The organism is Paenibacillus amylolyticus (genome assembly GCF_003719335.1).
GTDB lineage: Bacteria > Bacillota > Bacilli > Paenibacillales > Paenibacillaceae > Paenibacillus > Paenibacillus amylolyticus_D.
Map to the genome: position 1 here is coordinate 1 of NZ_RIAS01000032.1, position 17,035 is coordinate 17,035.

Sequence of the window (17,035 nt, forward strand, 5' to 3'; positions counted from 1 at the left end):
GCTGACAAAAGAAGAGCCGTTTACGATGATGCATCACCATGATTTTGTTGAAATCGCTTATGTATATGAAGGAGAAGTGCTCATCAGATTGGGGACCAATGTATTTTGGTTTCCAAAGGCGACTTGTTTGTCATCCCCTGGTGTATCACATGTGTTTCAACCTCTGGATTTAAAAGAACAGGCTCCGTTATATTTGTCGAGCGGCGTAACGAATTTCGCAACGTATTCGAACAAATGTTACATCAACAGGAGGCTGATGCTACGCCTTATTTAGCTGCTGCTCACCAAGCCGTTATGGGGACCCATTATAGGGATACACTTACATTGCAAAAAATAAGCCGGCTTGCTGCGATGAGTACAAGAAATTTTCAACGAATGTTTAAAAAGAAACGGGTATCAGTTATATTCAGATGTTACATTAGAAATTGGAACATGTTCTTATCCCTCATCTGAGCATCGAAAAAGCCGCCCACAGGCGACCTTTTGAGCAAGAATACGTTTTTCAATTTGAAGTATGATCATCAGGACGCTGGATCATATAGGTCTGCATCATGTTCTTCGATCCAATCAATTTGCCTGAATCCATAGCCAGCCATCGTTTGCTGCACATCCAGCACCTCTAATTCCGGTGCCTGTCAAGACGTTTTTTTCGTTTCGTCGTCTCCTCCATTCTACAAAAACTGGAACCAAGATGCGAGCACCCTTATATTACTTGCGCGATACAAACTTTTTGAGATACGATATGTATCTTTGTGAAAATTATAAGACACAATACGTATCTAAGTAAACAACTATTTCATCCCTTTCTATGGGTAAAGTATTTCCCTGTAGCGCTACTGCCCCAAGTTAAAGCCCACTCGTCTCTATATTGTGTTTTTATTTTGACACATATCTAATCGGACTATGTTCTTGTCCATTCCGGCAATCGGTACAAGTTCTTGTCCTTCGCTCGGGACACGAACTTGTACCGCGATATAATAAAAAAGCCGCTTAAATAGCGACTTCAATGGGAATATGTTCATGCCCCTCAACATTTACCTAATTTTTGGGGTTTTAAGCATTAGTTTCGTATGAATATACTGGAAATCTGGTACTCTCTGAAAGTACTACATCCCCTTTTGTCCTCAAAAAGCAAAAGGGATGAAATTATTCAAATAGTATTCCACTTCTTTTCAAATAGATATATTTGACGTTCAATGTTTTATATTCCCTGTTAGTCAACAATGAATTCAATTATCTCTTTTCTTGCTTCTCTTCCTTCTCGCATAGGATACAACGGATAAACATGATTCATTTTCTATCTTACATGAAGAATAACATCAATTTTTGTTCAACTATCGTATCCTTCGTAGCTTAATCAACTGAATCGCGTCCAAGTTGGCGTTTAAACGCCAGGTTGCTGTCCGCCATCGATGACAATTTCTGTTCCCGTAATAGAAGGAACACGGTCGGAAACAAGTAACAGCGACATCGCTGCTATTTCCGCCGGATCTACCATGTGTCCGAGCGGTATCGCGGCGTTCATTTCCGCCTTCATAGCATCGGCGCTGATTCCTTTAATCTCTGCGTTTTGCACGGCGAGATTTCCCGCCCGCTCTGTTGCCGTTAAGCCGGGTGAAATCGCGTTAATCCTGATGTTCGATTCCGCCAATTCCTTGGAGATGCCTCTTGTAAAATTCAACAACGCCGAGTTTGCGGTACTGCCCGCGAGGAATGCTGGATTTGGCGTCCGTCCTGCGATGCCGACAATGTTAACAATACGTCCGTCTCGCTGTTTGATCATGTGTGGCGCCGTTTCCTTCACCATTCGGATGTAACCGAGCAGCTTTAAATTCCATGACTCCAAAAAAGCTTCCTCCGGCAGATCGAAAAAAGATCCTGATTTAGCGGAACCGGCATTATTGATCAAAATATCAATGCGGCCATAGTGTTCAAGCGCGGTCGACAACGCTCGCAATAGCATAAAAAATGTTGAAAAGTTCATGCAGTGATTCGACTAGACGTTCTGCTGCTCCTCCGGCCCCGCCTACTTCCATTAATTGTTCCATCCTCGTTGATAGATTTCTGTCGTCATTGAGTATATAAATGCTGAGATGAAGAGGTTCATCGGTATGGCAACAGCCAAGTACCGAGGTCTATTTCGTATGCGAATACAGACATATCTCACAGCATTTATTGTGAATGTGGAACGAATGGTAAAGTTAGTCGAGCAAAAGCAGTATTTGGCATATTTAAATAAATCAACAAAGCTTATGACTGAGACAAAATTCCTTTTACAAACAATGAGACACTGTGCTGGTAGAAATCTTCCTCGGTGACGAGTTGGGACTGATATTGCCGGTGAATCAGCTCGCTCATCTGAAATCCGTAGCACATCGAGAGAAAAGACATGGCGGCAAGGCGCTCATCCTGTCTGGCTATAACTTTTTTCTTCTGCAGGCGTTCAAAATATTCAACCAGCAAGGAGTGCAGCTTCACCGGCGGATCGGCCAGCACTCTGTCCAATTCGGGAAACATTCCTTTGTCGCGGATGCCAATCAAAATGATGTCCGCATTCTTATGGAAAAACAATCGGTACTGCTGACTTACATTCAGCAGATCGACCTCCGGATTATCGGTCGCGTCCTCTTTTAACAGCTTCTCAAATTGCGGAATATCCGAATGTCTTTCAATGATGGCTTCCAATATGCCTTGCTTACTTCCGAATTGCCGGAAAATCGTAGATTCATTGACTTTAGCTTCCGTTGCAATGGCTTTGGTGCTTACACCTCGATAGCCATTCTTTTTGATGAGCCGTGTCGCGGCTTCAATGATTCTGTCTGAAGTTTGCATTGTATTTCTCCTTTTGCATATGTTAAACCTATTCTACTACAAGTTCTGCGATGAAGCAGATTCAGAGTTCATCATTTTGATAAACGTTTATTTAAGGTAAATCGCTTCTTTTTTCCCAACGACTTGGTTCCGTAATCTTGACATGATCAGGCACCAATTGCGTGAGCGTGCCTAATTTATCAAATGTAATCTGGATTCGGTCAGAGGGCAACAACCATTCTTCGGTCTCGATTGCGCAGCAATCCGGTATCGTCCCCATTCCTATAATCGTGCCCGGGAGTGGCGTGAAAACTTTGAGAACCTCCTCTATCACTTTTGCAGGGTGTGCAGCATACTCGGATGTGCTTCCCTTCCAGTGCAGTCTCTCCCCGATGCGTACATCTACATCCAATGCCAACGGGTTGTCGATTTCATCCGGCGTTACCAGAAATGGTCCTATTCCTTTGCTGCGATCGAAATCTTTGCAGCGCGTCGGTCCGGTCAGCGCCTGGAAATCCGGCCACTGCACATCGCGGACTGTACTGTCGTTAAAAATAACATAACCTGCAATGCAGTTCCCCTTCCCTGTAACAAAGGCCAGCTCCGGCTCGATATCCAGGTAGGAAGAGTACGAAGGCCAATGAATCGTATCCCCATCGCCAATTAATGCATTATGGTTACACTTGTAATAACTGAAAGTTACTTTATTCAGATTTTTCTGGAATTTTTCGGAAAGTTTACGTGTGAGTTCTTCTCTTTCCGGCCCTGTATATTCTCTTTGCAGCAGATTTACGCCAGCATTTCTTAGATGTCTTGGCGTCAGCCCGAAATCGATAAGCGCAGCCGGATTCGGAACCGGCGGTAGCAGGTTTACCGCTGCAATCGGGCTGATTTCATTTTCATTGAATTGATGCAACTGTTCGACAGCATATTGCATCAATTCCTTAGCGGTATCGTAACTTGCCGGCAAATAATGAAGATAGCTGTCCATACTTTCAAGACTGTCAACGAATGTTCTCTGCTTTTTCATGATTGCGGCAAAAGACACGACAAATTTCTCATTAATTACAAGCCCAAACAAAGGTTCCTGGGATGTATTGGTTCGAAAGGTTACTAGTTTCATGGTTAAGCGCCTCCATCCATGTAGTGTGATGTTGTTCTGTTACTATCATATTGCATAGAATGGTTGCATGCAAGTACATGCTTGCATTCCTATTTTCCATTCTCTATAATAATGGCATAGTCAGTATGTCTTACCCCAAAACATATACGCAAAGGAGAAATTTCATGAAGTATGGACGTATTATTCAAAAACCTCGCGTTAAATTTTTTGAAGTCGCAGATGGCGTCTTTGCCGGTATTTCGCCGTATCGCGGCATCAGTTGGGCCAATGCCGGGTTCATCAACAAGGGTGAAGGGCTGGTGTATGACACGTTCTTCGATTTGTTCCATGCGCGGGAAATGCGTGAGGCATTTATGGAAGTAAGCAACGGCGCCTCTCCCGCATATGTGGTGAACTCGCACTATAATAGCGACCATGCCTGGGGAAACAAAGCGTTTGAAGATGCTTGCATTATTATGCACAAGGAAGCGTCCAGAGAGCGTCTTACCGAAAATATCGCCTGGATGGATAGCGTTATCAGAAGAGGAAAGGATTCTCCCGAATCTACATCGGGCGAGCGGTTTTTTGCAGCGGAATTTGAAGGATTCGACCTGGAAGGCGTAGAATGGGTGCTCCCGAATATTGAGATAAAGGACGATATCAACATCCGTCTTGGCGATACGGAAGTAATGATTTACAACGTTGCTCCGGCCCACTCTGACAGTGACTTGCTGCTGTGGATGCCAAAAGAAAAAGTGTTGTTCGCCGGCGATGTCGTGTTTAACGGGTGTACGGCATACAGCGAAGAGGGAACCCTCAATTGGGTTAAAGTGCTTGACCGCATTATTGATGAAATTAAACCCGAAATCGTTATTCCAGGACATGGCGCCATCTGCGGCCTGGACTTCGTGAAGGAGCAGAGAGACTATCTCCTGAACCTGATCAGCGAGTTCAACAAGCATTACAATGACGAAATTGATGCCTTGTCCCTGACTAAGCAAATTGATATTTCCCGCTTCCTTCATTGGATTCAGCCAGAACGCTTGTATGTTACAGTGGACATCCTATTGAAAAGCAAACGAGGGTTACCACCCCTTCCCATTTGGAACGAGGTGCCTGCTAAGCTGGAAGACATGAAAGTTTTTTTGGCCGGAAAATATGGTAATCAAATCAAGCCATGGGACCCTATGAGTGTTTGGCAAGAATGAATAGCAATTTGAAGTTAGCCTACGAAAAACAAAAAACGACCCTGTCGCATACGTGAACTGTGACCCGTAAGATGGACACTTTGAAAAAAGTGCCCTCTTACGGGTCTTTGGTGTTTTAATCAGATGATAAACGTTTGTGGGGATGTAGATTATGGGGAAAATCAGACGGTTTTTTACGGAGAAAGAGATCATACTCTTAACTTATTCCAGGGAACGTTAGGTGTAGTATTAGGTATGTTGATATATGGAGGATCATTGCTTTTGATACATCTATGGATGAGTCGACGATTTTAAGTTCGTTGGCTCTTTTTTGAATTGAGCTCCTCCTTTAATCTGTTCTAATCTTCATACGTGCTATTCATTTTCAGCCGGACAACTGAATTCAATGCTCTCTTTAACCCAACACTCTTATGCAGGATGATGCCAGATTTTTTCGGGAACGTTTCATAGGTTTCTTCATCAATAAACTCAGTTGTTGCATTGTTTTTGGCTAGAATATCCAAACAGGTCTCAACGTAGCCCCCATGCGAGACTAATTACCCACGCTAAGATATGAACTTGCATCTATAAACCGATCGGTTTATACTAATACAAAAGGTATAGAAAGTGAGGCGATTCATGAACAAGCCCCCATTCATGTTTCTGAGCCAAATAGCTTCTGTATAAACAAAAATATAATAACTGATGGAGGTATTTTCCATGGCAAAAGTAAACGTAGGCGCTGAGAATGACCAACCAATTGAACTGTATTATGAAGATCATGGTGCGGGAAAACCAATTATTTTGATTCATGGCTGGCCTTTGAGTGGACGATCCTGGGAGAAGCAAGTTCCTGCCCTAATTGAAGCGGGCTACCGTGTTATCACATATGACCGTCGTGGATTCGGTCAGTCTTCTCAACCTTGGGATGGTTATGACTATGATTCCTTTGCTTCGGATTTGCATAAATTGATTTTGCACCTTGATCTGCGTGATGCTACATTAGTCGGATTCTCCATGGGTGGCGGCGAAGTTGCACGTTATGTCGGAACCTATGGAACAGAACGCGTTTCTAGAGCCGTATTTGCGGGAGCGGTTCCTCCCTATCTCTATATAACCGAAAACAATCCTCAAGGAGGATTAGATGATGCAACGATTTCAGAATTTCAAAACGGGGTAAAAGCGGATCGGCTAGCATTCCTGGATGGTTTTACAAGCAACTTTTTCGCTGCTGGAGACCGTACAGACCTTGTGAGCGAACCATTCCGTATTTATAACCGTGATATTGCAGCTCTGGCATCACCTAAAGGCACATTGGATTGTATTGCTGCCTTTGCCCTTACGGATTTCCGTCAGGATCTGAAGAAGTTCAACATTCCAACACTGATTATCCATGGTGATTCAGATGCTATCGTGCCTTTGGAGGTGAGCGGACAACGTACTCATGAATCCATCCCTGGCAGCCGTCTGGTTGTTGTCGAAGGTGGACCACACGGATTTAATGCGACCCATTCTGATCAATTTAATGCAGCATTGATCGAATTTTTGCAGGGTTAAATTTAATTCGACTGATGATTTTAGCAAAAAAACAAAATGAGAGAAAAAGCAGAACGCCTCCTTTAGAGGAGGACGTCCTGCTTTCTCATTATTTCTTAAGAATGAACACCCCTCTTGATCATTGGTAATACACAAAAAGAGCCACTATGCATAAGATTCATAAGATTGATGGCTACTTGGTACACTATGAATCTGTACCCATTCTAAATTGGTATTGAATTTGGGATGTATACTTGCACTTATAAACCGATCGGTTTATACTGTTACAAACAGTTTAGAAAGTGAGGAAAATTTAATGAATAATTTAACTCCCCCATTCACTCGTGAGACAGCAATCCAAAAAACACGTATGGCAGAAGACAGCTGGAATAGCCGAGACCCTCAGCGCGTCTCACTTGTGTATACTGAGGATTGCTATTGGAGAAATCGGAGCGAATTTATAACAGGCCGCCAAGAAATTGTCTCTTTACTGACTAGAAAATGGGCCAAAGAACTGGACTACCGCCTGATCAAGGAACTTTGGTCATTTACGGATAACCGTATTGCAGTCAGATTCGCATATGAATGGCATGATGATAGTGGCAATTGGTTCAGATCGTATGGAAACGAGAATTGGGAATTCGCTGACGACGGCTTGATGCAGCGTAGATTTGCTTCGATTAATGACATGCCGATTAAGGAAGAGGAACGAAAATTTCATTGGCCTCTCGGCACGCGCCCCGCTGAACACCCAAGTCTAAGTGAGTTAAACCTATGACTCGCACTGTTTTTGAAAAGTCTGATGTCATCCCTCTCGTTACTGAAGTATTTCGTGAATTAGGTTATGAAGGTGCATCTTTGAGTAAAATTACGGCCCGTACGCGTCTATCTAAAGGAAGCTTATATTATTTCTTTCCGGGTGGAAAAGATGAGATGGCTGCTGAAATTCTTGCTCATATTGATCAATGGTTTATCAAGAACATTTTTGAACCGCTCGAAAAGAATGAACCTCGGGCAGCCATTGACCATATGTGGCAAGAGGTCGATACTTATTTTCAATCTGGTCAGCGTATATGCCTTATTGGTGCATTCGCTTTGGACGAAACAAGAGATCGATTCGCTGCTGTAATTCGGCAATATTTTATAAGATGGATTGAAGCCTTAAGCGCGGCACTAGTTCAAACCGGTATCTCTAAAGAGACTGCAGACCAAATTTCAGAGGAAACAATTGCTAGTATCCAAGGGGGATTAATTTTGAGTAGAGCACTTAATGATGAATCCTATTTTGAACGTACATTGGCAAATCTGTCACAACGAGTCTCAACTTTTGTTTCTGAAAGCAACTCTGCTTACTGACACAAAAGTGTTTTTTAGTACACTGGCGGAATTTCTTTTCACCAAAAAACAAGTGATTTTTTCTTAACGATTTTTAGCAACTTTATGGGAGGTCAATATCATGAGCAATTTTGTCACAGATCAATTAGGATTTGTTCGCCATCAGACAGTTGATTATGTGAGGAATATAAATGACTCTGCCTCGGAAATAATTCCAACAGGTTTGAAAAACAATATAAAATGGAATCTAGGCCACATGTATGTCATACATGAGAAATTCGCTTTCCAACTTACTGGGGAAGAAACCAAAAATCCTGGTAATTTTAGTAATTTGTTTGATCCAGGAACTAAACCGTCTGATTGGAATATAGAGCCTCCAACGTTGTCTCAATTAATTAACTTGTTAACTGAACAAATTGAAAGGGTTGAATCGATACTTTCAAACAAATTGAAAGAAGAAATCAATCCTCATTACAAGTCTTCTAAAGGACTTATCTTTACAAATGTAGAACAATTACTAGGTTTTCTGATTTACCATGAAGCAATGCACTTTGCAACAATTAAAAATATCAAAAGCATAATTAACAGTTATGTTTAGTAAAGAATTTGTTGGAATTAATGTCTCCATGAAATATTGAGTTATCTTACTTCGTTATTAGTAGTGTCCCTTCACTAAAACAAACAAACCGACCTTAAATTCTACTGAAATCGAAATAAGGTCGGTTTCTTTTTTATAACATCACCTTTCTAATCGGAATGGGAATATGCTTTTCCAATTCAGCAATCGGTGCAAGTTATTTGTTTCTTGACTTCTCTTTATGATTGATTTTTTCATTTGTGATAATTAATTTAATTCTGAAATAACCGGATATATTGCGCCTCTTAAGTGGAAATCATAGTTCTGATCTACAATTCCTACGACTACGTCTTCATGTTCATAGAGATCCACCATGAATCCAGCCATTTCTTCAGCAGTGTGATACTTAGGCATATTTGCTTTGTAATCAAATCCTTCGGCATCAATTGATTTTTGTACAAATTCTGTTTCCGTAATTGCTGGTGCCAAAATCTTCGCTTTAAGTTTTGCACCTTTTAGTTCCAGTTCTTTCGCAAGACCTTCTGTAAAGGCACTAACATAGTATTTCGATGCGGAATAAGCTACACTTCCCACTGCAATTGCATATCCGAGCGCTGAAGAGACGTTAATCAATTGAGTGCCTTCAACATCTGCATAATCTCGAACATACAATGTGGATAGAATCGTTAAAGATTCGATATTAACGCGCAGCATGGTTTCTACTTTGTCCAAATTCTGTTCAGCTATAACTGAGCCTTCTCCAATTCCAGCATTATTGATCCACGTTTCAATTTCATATTGTTTCAAATTGTTATACAGTGCATAAGCTTCAGAGGATACGGACAGGTCACTTTGTTGAACAATAACATTTACTTTAGTATCCATGCCTTGGATTTTAGCTTTGAGTTCTTCCAGCTTATCCGCTCTTCTGGCCACCAAAATTAAATTTTTACCCCGTGCTGCAAATGCTAATGCTGTTTCATATCCAATGCCTGAACTTGCTCCTGTAATTACAGTGTATTTCATAATGTTCTCTCCCTCTTATAGTACAGAATTAGTATGGATAATCACCTTTTATTAGAATGTTCATTCTAATAGAGTTAAAAAAATATTTCTTAATCGGAGTATAGCATTTTGAGAACGATCGGTAAAGAATTTTCGCTTGATTCTTTCATGAACTTAGATTTTCTTTTGACTTGAACAGATGGGCGAATTCAATATTAGTTCATAGTGCAGTGAATATGAGCTATGAAGGAATTAGCCCACCCAAAACAAATCATTATATATCTAATAGTAAAAATTAATCTAAAATTGAAAGTGACATATCTATAATACTCGTTAATTTCCGCTGATCTGATGTCGTCTTAACGAGTGTGCGTAGTCCTAGCCAATTATTCATTAGAAAGTAAGCAGTAACTACCGGGTCCAAGTCTTTCTTAATTTCACCTGTTTGTTGTCCTGTCTGTATAAGTGTTGTCAAAAATTCTTCTGTTCGAGTGTAACTCTCATTTACTAAAGAAGAGATTTCAGGATCTAAAACACCCAGTTCCACACCTGAATTCACCATGAAACAACCTATTGGTTCGCCTTCTTTTCTTATTGTTGATTCAAACATCTCGCGCAGCACCAGTTTAATCGATTTTTGATTTTGAGTCAGGAACTTTATTTTGCTGGTCTGTTTCGCTTCATATCGCTCTAGTGCTTTCACAAATAAGGCATGCTTGTCCCCGAACGTATCATAGATGCTTCTTCGATGAATGCCCATAAATTCTACTAAGTCCTGCATGGAGGTTTTCTCATAACCTTGGGTCCAAAAAAGGTGCATTGCTTTATCTAGTACTTCATTTATTTCAAATTCTTTGGATCTTGCCATCTTTATCACCTCGAATAATCATTATACATTCAATTGATTATTCAGCAAATGGGTTTATAAAGTTCTTTGAACCAAATCAAACGATGGCTAAACTCTGTTTATTTATAGTTTTCTTCGTATGTTGGCTTGTAATCAGTCTGATGTCCATCCTTTTACTAAAACATCCGAGGTTACGCTGTACTTAAACGAATATCACTACCTTTCAACGTCTCCCGTAATTGTTTAATCGTTCTTGCCCTACAATTGCTGGAGTAATTGAGGGATGGGCTTGTGTAAACGCCAAAGCAAGAGGGGCCGCGTATAACCTACTTCATTGGCAAGAACTTGTAGTTCTTCATGCATTGCCCTTCACCCGCATGCAGGTGTTTTTTTCTTGCGTTTCACGCACTCAACTTGCTAAAGCCATAATAAAGAAAACTGATCTTACCGTCAAAGAAGTAATGCCATAACCTACGGAATAATCTGCTCAAGCAACTGTGGGGAAAAGGGGATTCAGCTCAAGCGATGCTGGAGATTACTCGAACCAGCAACCGTTCGGGCAATATTTCCGATGGCCATTAAATTGAGTTTAGTCCAACACGAGAATGCTTATCAGCTTGAACAATTAAATGCCCAATCATATTATTTAACACCACTTTCCTTTTGCTGTTAAATTTTTCATTTATAGCATTATTACACAATTATACAGTGATACCCTCTATCTTGAGATGAATTGCAATAATTGTAAGTCCTGTGAAATCCTCTACTACGTCCTTCACTTTATATTGCAGCTCCCTGCATACCTCATGCAAACGCATGCCATATTGGACTATAATGCTTAAGTGAATATCTATGCCTTTATCATGTTCACGCAGCTCAATTCCAGCAGTGTTACCAGTCAATTTTCTAGTGATGGATCCGATATAAGTCGAACTTAAAACAAGCCCGTCTGTCATATCGAGCGCCATACTTACAAATTTAGATATAGTCTCTTTGGAGAATGTAGTTTTGCCTAGTCCTGTTTGAATTAACATAATTACCATCTCCTTGTTTTCCACATAAAAAATATCTTCAACAATCGATCTTAAGTAATCGCTGGTATTTTGCTCCACTTTCTAACAAGCGAATTATCCGTTATCCTTTGTAATGATCATCTTTGAGTGTGAACAAGGGGCTCCGATTTAAGTATGAAACTGATTGCTATACTATGAAGACCACTGTGTGAGCGTATAGCACATCCCCCCTCTATGATGTGTACTTTTTTAATAGAAGTCTCATCAAGAATAACATTTCTTATCCATTCAGCGGTTTCCTTCTCTAGTGTCTGGGCAATAATAATATGATCGTGATCAATTCGATGAATTTGGCTTAAGATGCTTGACAAAAGTTTTTTTAGTATCCGCTGTTTGTTTCCTCTATACTTCACTCCTGATAGCACTCTTCCATGACTAACATATAAAACCGGACGTATTTTAAGCATATTTCCCAGAAGATTTTTAAGATTGCTTAATCGCCCCCCTTTATGGAGATAATCGAGATTATTAACAACTACGTTCAATTGAATTTCATCTCTTATTGTTTCAAGCGATTCTGCTATACCTATAGCGCTCTTACCTTCACTAGTGAATTGTGTGGCTAATAAAACCATCATGGCCGTCCCGGCAGAAACATTTAGAGAATCCACAACAGTTACTCTTCCCGGAGGAAACTCGCGCGAGGCTGTAACAGCATTTTGATATGTTGATGATAAATGAGAAGACACACTGATATACAGTACATCTTCTCCGTTCTCAATAACCGGGCGGAATGCTTTAAAGAAGTCAGCTGGTGTAGGTGTGGAAGTCTGCGGCAATTGTCCGTTCATCTCAACTTTGTTGTACATGTCATGGACGTTGATCTCTATGTCAAGATAGGAATCTTCCTGAAAAACTATATATAATGGAATGATTCCTATTTTATACTTATCAATCCATTCCTCCGGAATATCCGAGATGCTGTCTACAAAAATGCGCACTTTGGACACAGTCTTTCCTCCTTTAACCCAGTTTCTCTCTGTTTATCATGGTAGAACCTTCTGATCCTTCATTCTCCACATTCGATTCTTCTAGGTGTTTAAGATGACGGGTTTTTCATCATAAGAGATTCGCCCTCTACATCAATATTTGGAAGTAGGCGATTTAGCCTGAGTTGCAACTTAACGTTGCTCATTTGTATCTTTCTTCTATGTTAATTCCAACTAATCTATGTGCTTTAAAAACTTGAGTAACCTTGGTCACCTTGATTATCGATCTGAGGTAGGTTATCTGTTCCCATGTTCAAACAATTGAAAGTCGAATCCTTTTCTTTTGCAGAAGTAACTTCTAATTTCGATGTGTTCTGAATGTAAGAAGTAAGTGGCTTGTTTTCAGGTTTGATAGCAGCTGAAGATTCCAAAGTAATTTCTGTCGTCGAACATCCCAAAAGGGTTAGAAATACAGCTAAACTCAATGCGTTAATATACTCTTTCATATTATCATCTCCATATAATTATTTATTTAATGACATTACAGACTATTAATACAAAGGATAAACTAAAAGCTTATTTATATTATACGTCTGGTAATTTTGTAAAACATCGTTCAAAGGGGCATACCTGTCTGCCCAATTGGGCAATGTTAATATACGATTATGTAGCATACTCCTCAAATGCGTATATTAAACCGTACTTTTGTATGGATCATCTCTTTAGGTGATTCCCTGTAAATTAGAGAGAGGAACAAATTTAGATAGTTCGTTAACAAACCTAATAGGGGCAGTATAATTAAATAAAACGAACGGTCCGTTTCATACCATATAGATTAAAGTGTCAAACCGACATCCACTACAATGATTGAACCTGTCATATAGCTGGATTTTCCAGTGGCATTGAAAACGACCATCTCCACAAGCTCCGCCGTATCGACTCTTCCCGGAAAAATGGCGTTGATCCTTACGCCTAATCGGCAAACGGTACAAGTTCATGTCTTTGGCATGCGACAAGAACTTGTACTGATAAAATAAAAAAGCCGCTTTAATAGCGACTTGAATGGGAATATGTTCTTGTCCTTTCTATCGGAACATGTTCTTGTCTCCCGACATGAACTTAAACGTTCTCGGAAGCCAAAATATTGTACTGTCTTCAACTTATAATTTGATCACCTTCCCTTCCGTAATGCCATTTTCATTAAACGCATCCACACGGACAAAGTAATCTGTTCCTTTGATTAATGCGCGAATATCCTGCTCTTTCTTGCCAAATATCATATAGCTGTGATACAGCTTATCCTCCTGATGTCCCCATAGAATATTATGCCCTGCTGCATTTTCATCCTGAGAGGTGATGGTCACTTTCATATCCAAATCATTTAATCTTACAGCCGTAAATGCCGGTGTAATTGGAGCAGTTCCATTTCCTTTACCAAAGACACGCACGCCAGATACACAAGCAGGTTGATTATAGGGCACTTCCAATACGGTAAGCTTCAGATAACGAGCCTGCACACCCTCTTCTCTGACCACCAGATCATGGGGCAGGCAAGTGTTCACCTTGGATTTATCCTCAATCATAAAGTAATTTTCGCCATCCAATGACCCTTTGAGCATCCAACGTGTTACCAACTCACGTTCTTCGATATAACGCCCGCCTGCTGCACTCACCACTAGTGGCTGTGGTGGCTCGATATCAATCATGTCATCTGCAAAGTTCACCTGAACCGCACGAACGTCCATGGCTGCACCTAAGTCAACCTGTACCCATTCTCCAGATGCATTAGTAGTAGCACGCCACCAGGTACGAACATCCTCTTCAGTGACTTTGCCAGGCTCCTTTCCTTCTTCCGCAGAAGAAGCTGTCGCTGTCTTGCCGTAACTTAGCAGCATCCATTCCGGGCTGTTCCAAGGGTCCATCTTTCCTTCTTGTACACGCATAGGCCAATCCCCGTATCGCTGGTTACAGAACAGCTCTCCATCTGCATCAAAACCTGCCGGCCATAAGCCACAGCGACGCTCAAAATTATGATTTACGCTGATGCGCATGGTAGCGGTATGCCACAAATTATCATTCATATCTCTCATGGTAGAACCGTGGCCTGCACCAGGAATAAAGCCTCCTGGTTTGTACGAGTATGGGTTATTGCTGGACAAAGTGAAGGGTCCAAGCGGGGAATCACCTACATACACACCATCACAGTATGTATTGTATTCTGTTCCCGGACATGAATATTGCAGGTAATATCGGCCCTCATATTTATCCATCCAGGCTCCCTCAATATATGGACGATTCTTGGCCATCTCCCGGAACATTTGTCGCACTTCCTCAGGGACCATTTCTTCCCTTATACCTAATTTTCTCAAAAATTCCTGATACGCTTCATCCAATCGGTCCTCTGGAATTGGCGGGGAGGTATGATCTTCACCGTTACGTTCATAACCGATGTTATCCCAATTACCGGCAATAAGTCCGACTGGATCGGTCTTGGGTAGCATCGTCTCCGGGTCCATTTCTACGCCATAGATCGGCTCGGCACTCGAACAGCCCCAGTAGAAATAGACCTTTCCATCATCATCTACGAACAGATTGGGATCCCAGAATTCAAAGCTGCCCTGAATTTCTTCATAGGGTCCATTTAGAACATCCCGGGTACGATAGAAATTGCATGGCTCCGCTCTTTTAGATGCAGAGAAATAAACATATTCACCAATTACACGAACATCCGGTGCATAATCATAAAATGGCAAATTATCCGGCAATCGTTGTGCCTCCCAATGCGCCATGTCCTCGGATACCCATACCCCTAGTGTCATAGAAGCAAAAATATAATATTTTCCCTTATAACAAATCATAGACGGGTCTGCAGCCTCTCTTGAAATTTGCAGCGCTCCCATGGTATCTCCAATCTTTTGCTGGTTAAACTGATAACGGTAATCTACATTGATTGGGTTACAATAATACTTCATAGTTAAACTCCTTCTATAATTAATGTCAATTATATGCAAATAATTTTATTTTTAACAATGTCGGCTTATTATACTTCATTAAGGCAACTTCATCACCATTAAGCCTCCTAGTCATTTTCCAATTTCCGTTCTCAAATTCCCCTTCTTCCAATGAAAGAATATCTACATATGGCTTTTCGTTTGTTGTAGAAAACGGTCTGAGGTAGTATCCATTGACAATGACATAAAATTCATTCTCAGACTTTTTTAATACCAGACATACGCCATCTTTTCTTTCTATCACTGGCAGATTCATTATTGCTTGAAAGCCATATGCTCCAAAAATCATAGTATCAACATCTTTTCGTTCACAAATAACTGCCTGCAAATCAGGTGTACCATACTTCTCTGTTAATAAAGGCATCATGTCATTTAATGTCTGTGAGTACCATCCATATTCCTCCACATTTTGGGGTGTGGACAGAGCCGGATCTGCAGTATCCATGCCAAATAGGTGTCCCTCACTTGCTGAGAACGGTTCTCCCATCTCCTCAAATCCAAAAGGAGCATAGCAAAGTGCATGATAATGCCCTACTGCATACACTTTTCTTGGTCCTGCATAGCTGTGAGTTACGGTCTCAGGGATAAATAACGGATTTCCCCTTCTTGTATATTCATCACAAATACCACAGAAATCAGAAGCATAAATATCCGGTGCAATAATATCAATGGCAGGTGCACAATATTTCCACACCTCCATCATACGTGATACCGGTCCTCCACTTGGATACATTCCGGCTTCCTGTCCTTTATCCAGCCAACAGTTAGCTACCGTAGGAAGTGGATATACCTTTTTTCCCGCTATAGCCACTTTATTCACATAACTTGCTATATGGTAAGCGCTAAATATTTCCTCCGCTGCATTACCAAACACAGCCCTCCAGTTACCACTCTTTGCTCCATCTTCAACTACAGCTCTCACATCAGGTACCATAGTTCCGGCATGTGCCCTCATGTACTCGACAAACTGCTGCGGAACATTTTCCTCGAATAATGCATCTGCTTCATCCGAGTTTTCTCGTGCAGACCCCTGTAGTCCAGTCTCGTTTTCTACCTGCACTACCACAACAGTATTTTCCTGCTCATCAATTTCTTTGATATGCTGCATCAGCTTTCGAAAAGCTCGTGCATCTGCATTATTAGTTTCTTCGCATAAATAAGATAAAGATGTGTATGGCATTCCATAAAAATCCTTAAGGTACGTAAATTTCTTTCCTTTCTCTACTTCAGCTCTTTTAAAACGCTCAAGATCTGTCTTCACCCATTCCGGTGCATAATAGCACTGTGCATTTTTCCAGGCTCCAAACCATAAAAAACCTAATTTCTTACCACGCCCTCTAGCCTGTTCAATCAACCCGTCTACCAAACTAAAATCAAATTTACCTTCCTCAGGTTCAATAAGCTCCCAGGTCACTGGAAGTAGTAAACTGTTCATTCCCAGTTCCTCTGCTTTATCCCAGATCTGCTCCATATACTCAACCGACGATGAATTAGAATTATGAACTTCACCGGAAAGCATAATAAATGGCTTACCCTGTACCATCAGTACTTTTTTGCCTTCTTTTTGTGTTAAATATGGAATTGACAATTAAATCTCCTTCTTCCTTCTTCTTATTTTTTAT

16 protein-coding genes and 1 pseudogene are annotated in these 17,035 nt (G+C 40.9%); 6 read left to right on the plus strand and 11 right to left on the minus strand.

Annotated elements, in window-relative coordinates; genetic code table 11:
* A pseudogene (locus EC604_RS30310) lies at positions 1–274 on the plus strand (hypothetical protein); the annotation flags it as partial.
* Between the two features lie 247 nt (positions 275–521).
* Here the strand turns inward: EC604_RS30310 and EC604_RS28945 are convergent.
* The 4 genes from EC604_RS28945 to EC604_RS28965 form a co-directional block, all read right to left on the minus strand.
* Positions 522–617 carry a paeninodin family lasso peptide gene (locus tag EC604_RS28945; protein WP_123067407.1) on the minus strand — a complete coding sequence of 32 codons (96 nt, stop codon included), beginning with the start codon at positions 615–617 and terminating at the stop codon, positions 522–524.
* 767 nt (positions 618–1,384) lie between these two features.
* A complete protein-coding gene (locus tag EC604_RS28950) occupies positions 1,385–1,984 on the minus strand; it encodes an SDR family oxidoreductase (RefSeq protein ID WP_123067408.1) in 600 nt (199 codons plus the stop codon).
* Positions 1,985–2,250: 266 nt separating this feature from the next.
* Entirely contained in the window at positions 2,251–2,832 is a 582-nt protein-coding gene (locus EC604_RS28960) for a TetR/AcrR family transcriptional regulator (protein ID WP_123067410.1), read from the minus strand.
* A 91-nt stretch (positions 2,833–2,923) separates the two neighbouring features.
* Entirely contained in the window at positions 2,924–3,934 is a 1,011-nt protein-coding gene (locus EC604_RS28965; RefSeq protein WP_123067411.1) for a fumarylacetoacetate hydrolase family protein, read from the minus strand.
* Positions 3,935–4,098: 164 nt separating this feature from the next.
* Between EC604_RS28965 and EC604_RS28970 the strand changes: the two genes are divergently transcribed.
* From EC604_RS28970 to EC604_RS28990, 5 genes are all read left to right on the plus strand, one after another.
* Positions 4,099–5,121, plus strand: coding sequence for an MBL fold metallo-hydrolase (locus tag EC604_RS28970; protein ID WP_123067412.1), 1,023 nt, complete (start codon positions 4,099–4,101; stop codon positions 5,119–5,121).
* A gap of 699 nt (positions 5,122–5,820) precedes the next feature.
* Entirely contained in the window at positions 5,821–6,657 is an 837-nt protein-coding gene (locus EC604_RS28975; protein WP_123067413.1) for an alpha/beta fold hydrolase, read from the plus strand.
* A 295-nt stretch (positions 6,658–6,952) separates the two neighbouring features.
* On the plus strand, positions 6,953–7,414 hold the full coding sequence (locus tag EC604_RS28980) for a DUF1348 family protein (RefSeq protein WP_111270891.1): 462 nt from the start codon (positions 6,953–6,955) through the stop codon (positions 7,412–7,414).
* Complete coding sequence (locus EC604_RS28985; RefSeq protein WP_123067414.1) at positions 7,411–7,992, plus strand: TetR/AcrR family transcriptional regulator; 582 nt, start codon at positions 7,411–7,413, stop codon at positions 7,990–7,992. Before EC604_RS28980 ends, EC604_RS28985 begins: the two co-directional genes overlap by 4 nt.
* Before the next feature lie 100 nt (positions 7,993–8,092).
* The gene (locus tag EC604_RS28990) at positions 8,093–8,569 is read left to right on the plus strand and encodes a DinB family protein (protein WP_123067415.1); all 477 of its coding nucleotides are present in this window, start codon (positions 8,093–8,095) and stop codon (positions 8,567–8,569) included.
* A 246-nt stretch (positions 8,570–8,815) separates the two neighbouring features.
* Here EC604_RS28990 and EC604_RS28995 read toward each other — a convergent pair whose 3' ends face one another.
* The 7 genes from EC604_RS28995 to EC604_RS29035 all read right to left on the minus strand — a co-directional run bounded on the left by EC604_RS28995 (position 8,816) and on the right by EC604_RS29035 (position 17,001).
* On the minus strand, positions 8,816–9,574 hold the full coding sequence (locus tag EC604_RS28995) for an SDR family NAD(P)-dependent oxidoreductase (protein ID WP_123067416.1): 759 nt from the start codon (positions 9,572–9,574) through the stop codon (positions 8,816–8,818).
* Between the two features lie 274 nt (positions 9,575–9,848).
* On the minus strand, positions 9,849–10,421 hold the full coding sequence (locus tag EC604_RS29000) for a TetR/AcrR family transcriptional regulator (protein WP_123067417.1): 573 nt from the start codon (positions 10,419–10,421) through the stop codon (positions 9,849–9,851).
* Between the two features lie 680 nt (positions 10,422–11,101).
* Positions 11,102–11,512: an Asp23/Gls24 family envelope stress response protein gene (locus EC604_RS29010; protein ID WP_151458137.1), complete on the minus strand. Its 411-nt coding sequence runs from the start codon at positions 11,510–11,512 to the stop codon at positions 11,102–11,104.
* A 38-nt stretch (positions 11,513–11,550) separates the two neighbouring features.
* Positions 11,551–12,423 carry a DegV family protein gene (locus EC604_RS29015; RefSeq protein WP_123067419.1) on the minus strand — a complete coding sequence of 291 codons (873 nt, stop codon included), beginning with the start codon at positions 12,421–12,423 and terminating at the stop codon, positions 11,551–11,553.
* 227 nt (positions 12,424–12,650) lie between these two features.
* Positions 12,651–12,908: a hypothetical protein gene (locus tag EC604_RS29020; protein WP_123067420.1), complete on the minus strand. Its 258-nt coding sequence runs from the start codon at positions 12,906–12,908 to the stop codon at positions 12,651–12,653.
* A gap of 654 nt (positions 12,909–13,562) precedes the next feature.
* Positions 13,563–15,374 (minus strand): family 43 glycosylhydrolase, encoded by a 1,812-nt coding sequence (locus EC604_RS29030; RefSeq protein WP_123067421.1) that lies wholly within the window; start codon positions 15,372–15,374, stop codon positions 13,563–13,565.
* Between the two features lie 25 nt (positions 15,375–15,399).
* On the minus strand, positions 15,400–17,001 hold the full coding sequence (locus tag EC604_RS29035; protein WP_205127962.1) for a DUF5597 domain-containing protein: 1,602 nt from the start codon (positions 16,999–17,001) through the stop codon (positions 15,400–15,402).
* Between the last annotated feature and the right edge of the window lie 34 nt (positions 17,002–17,035).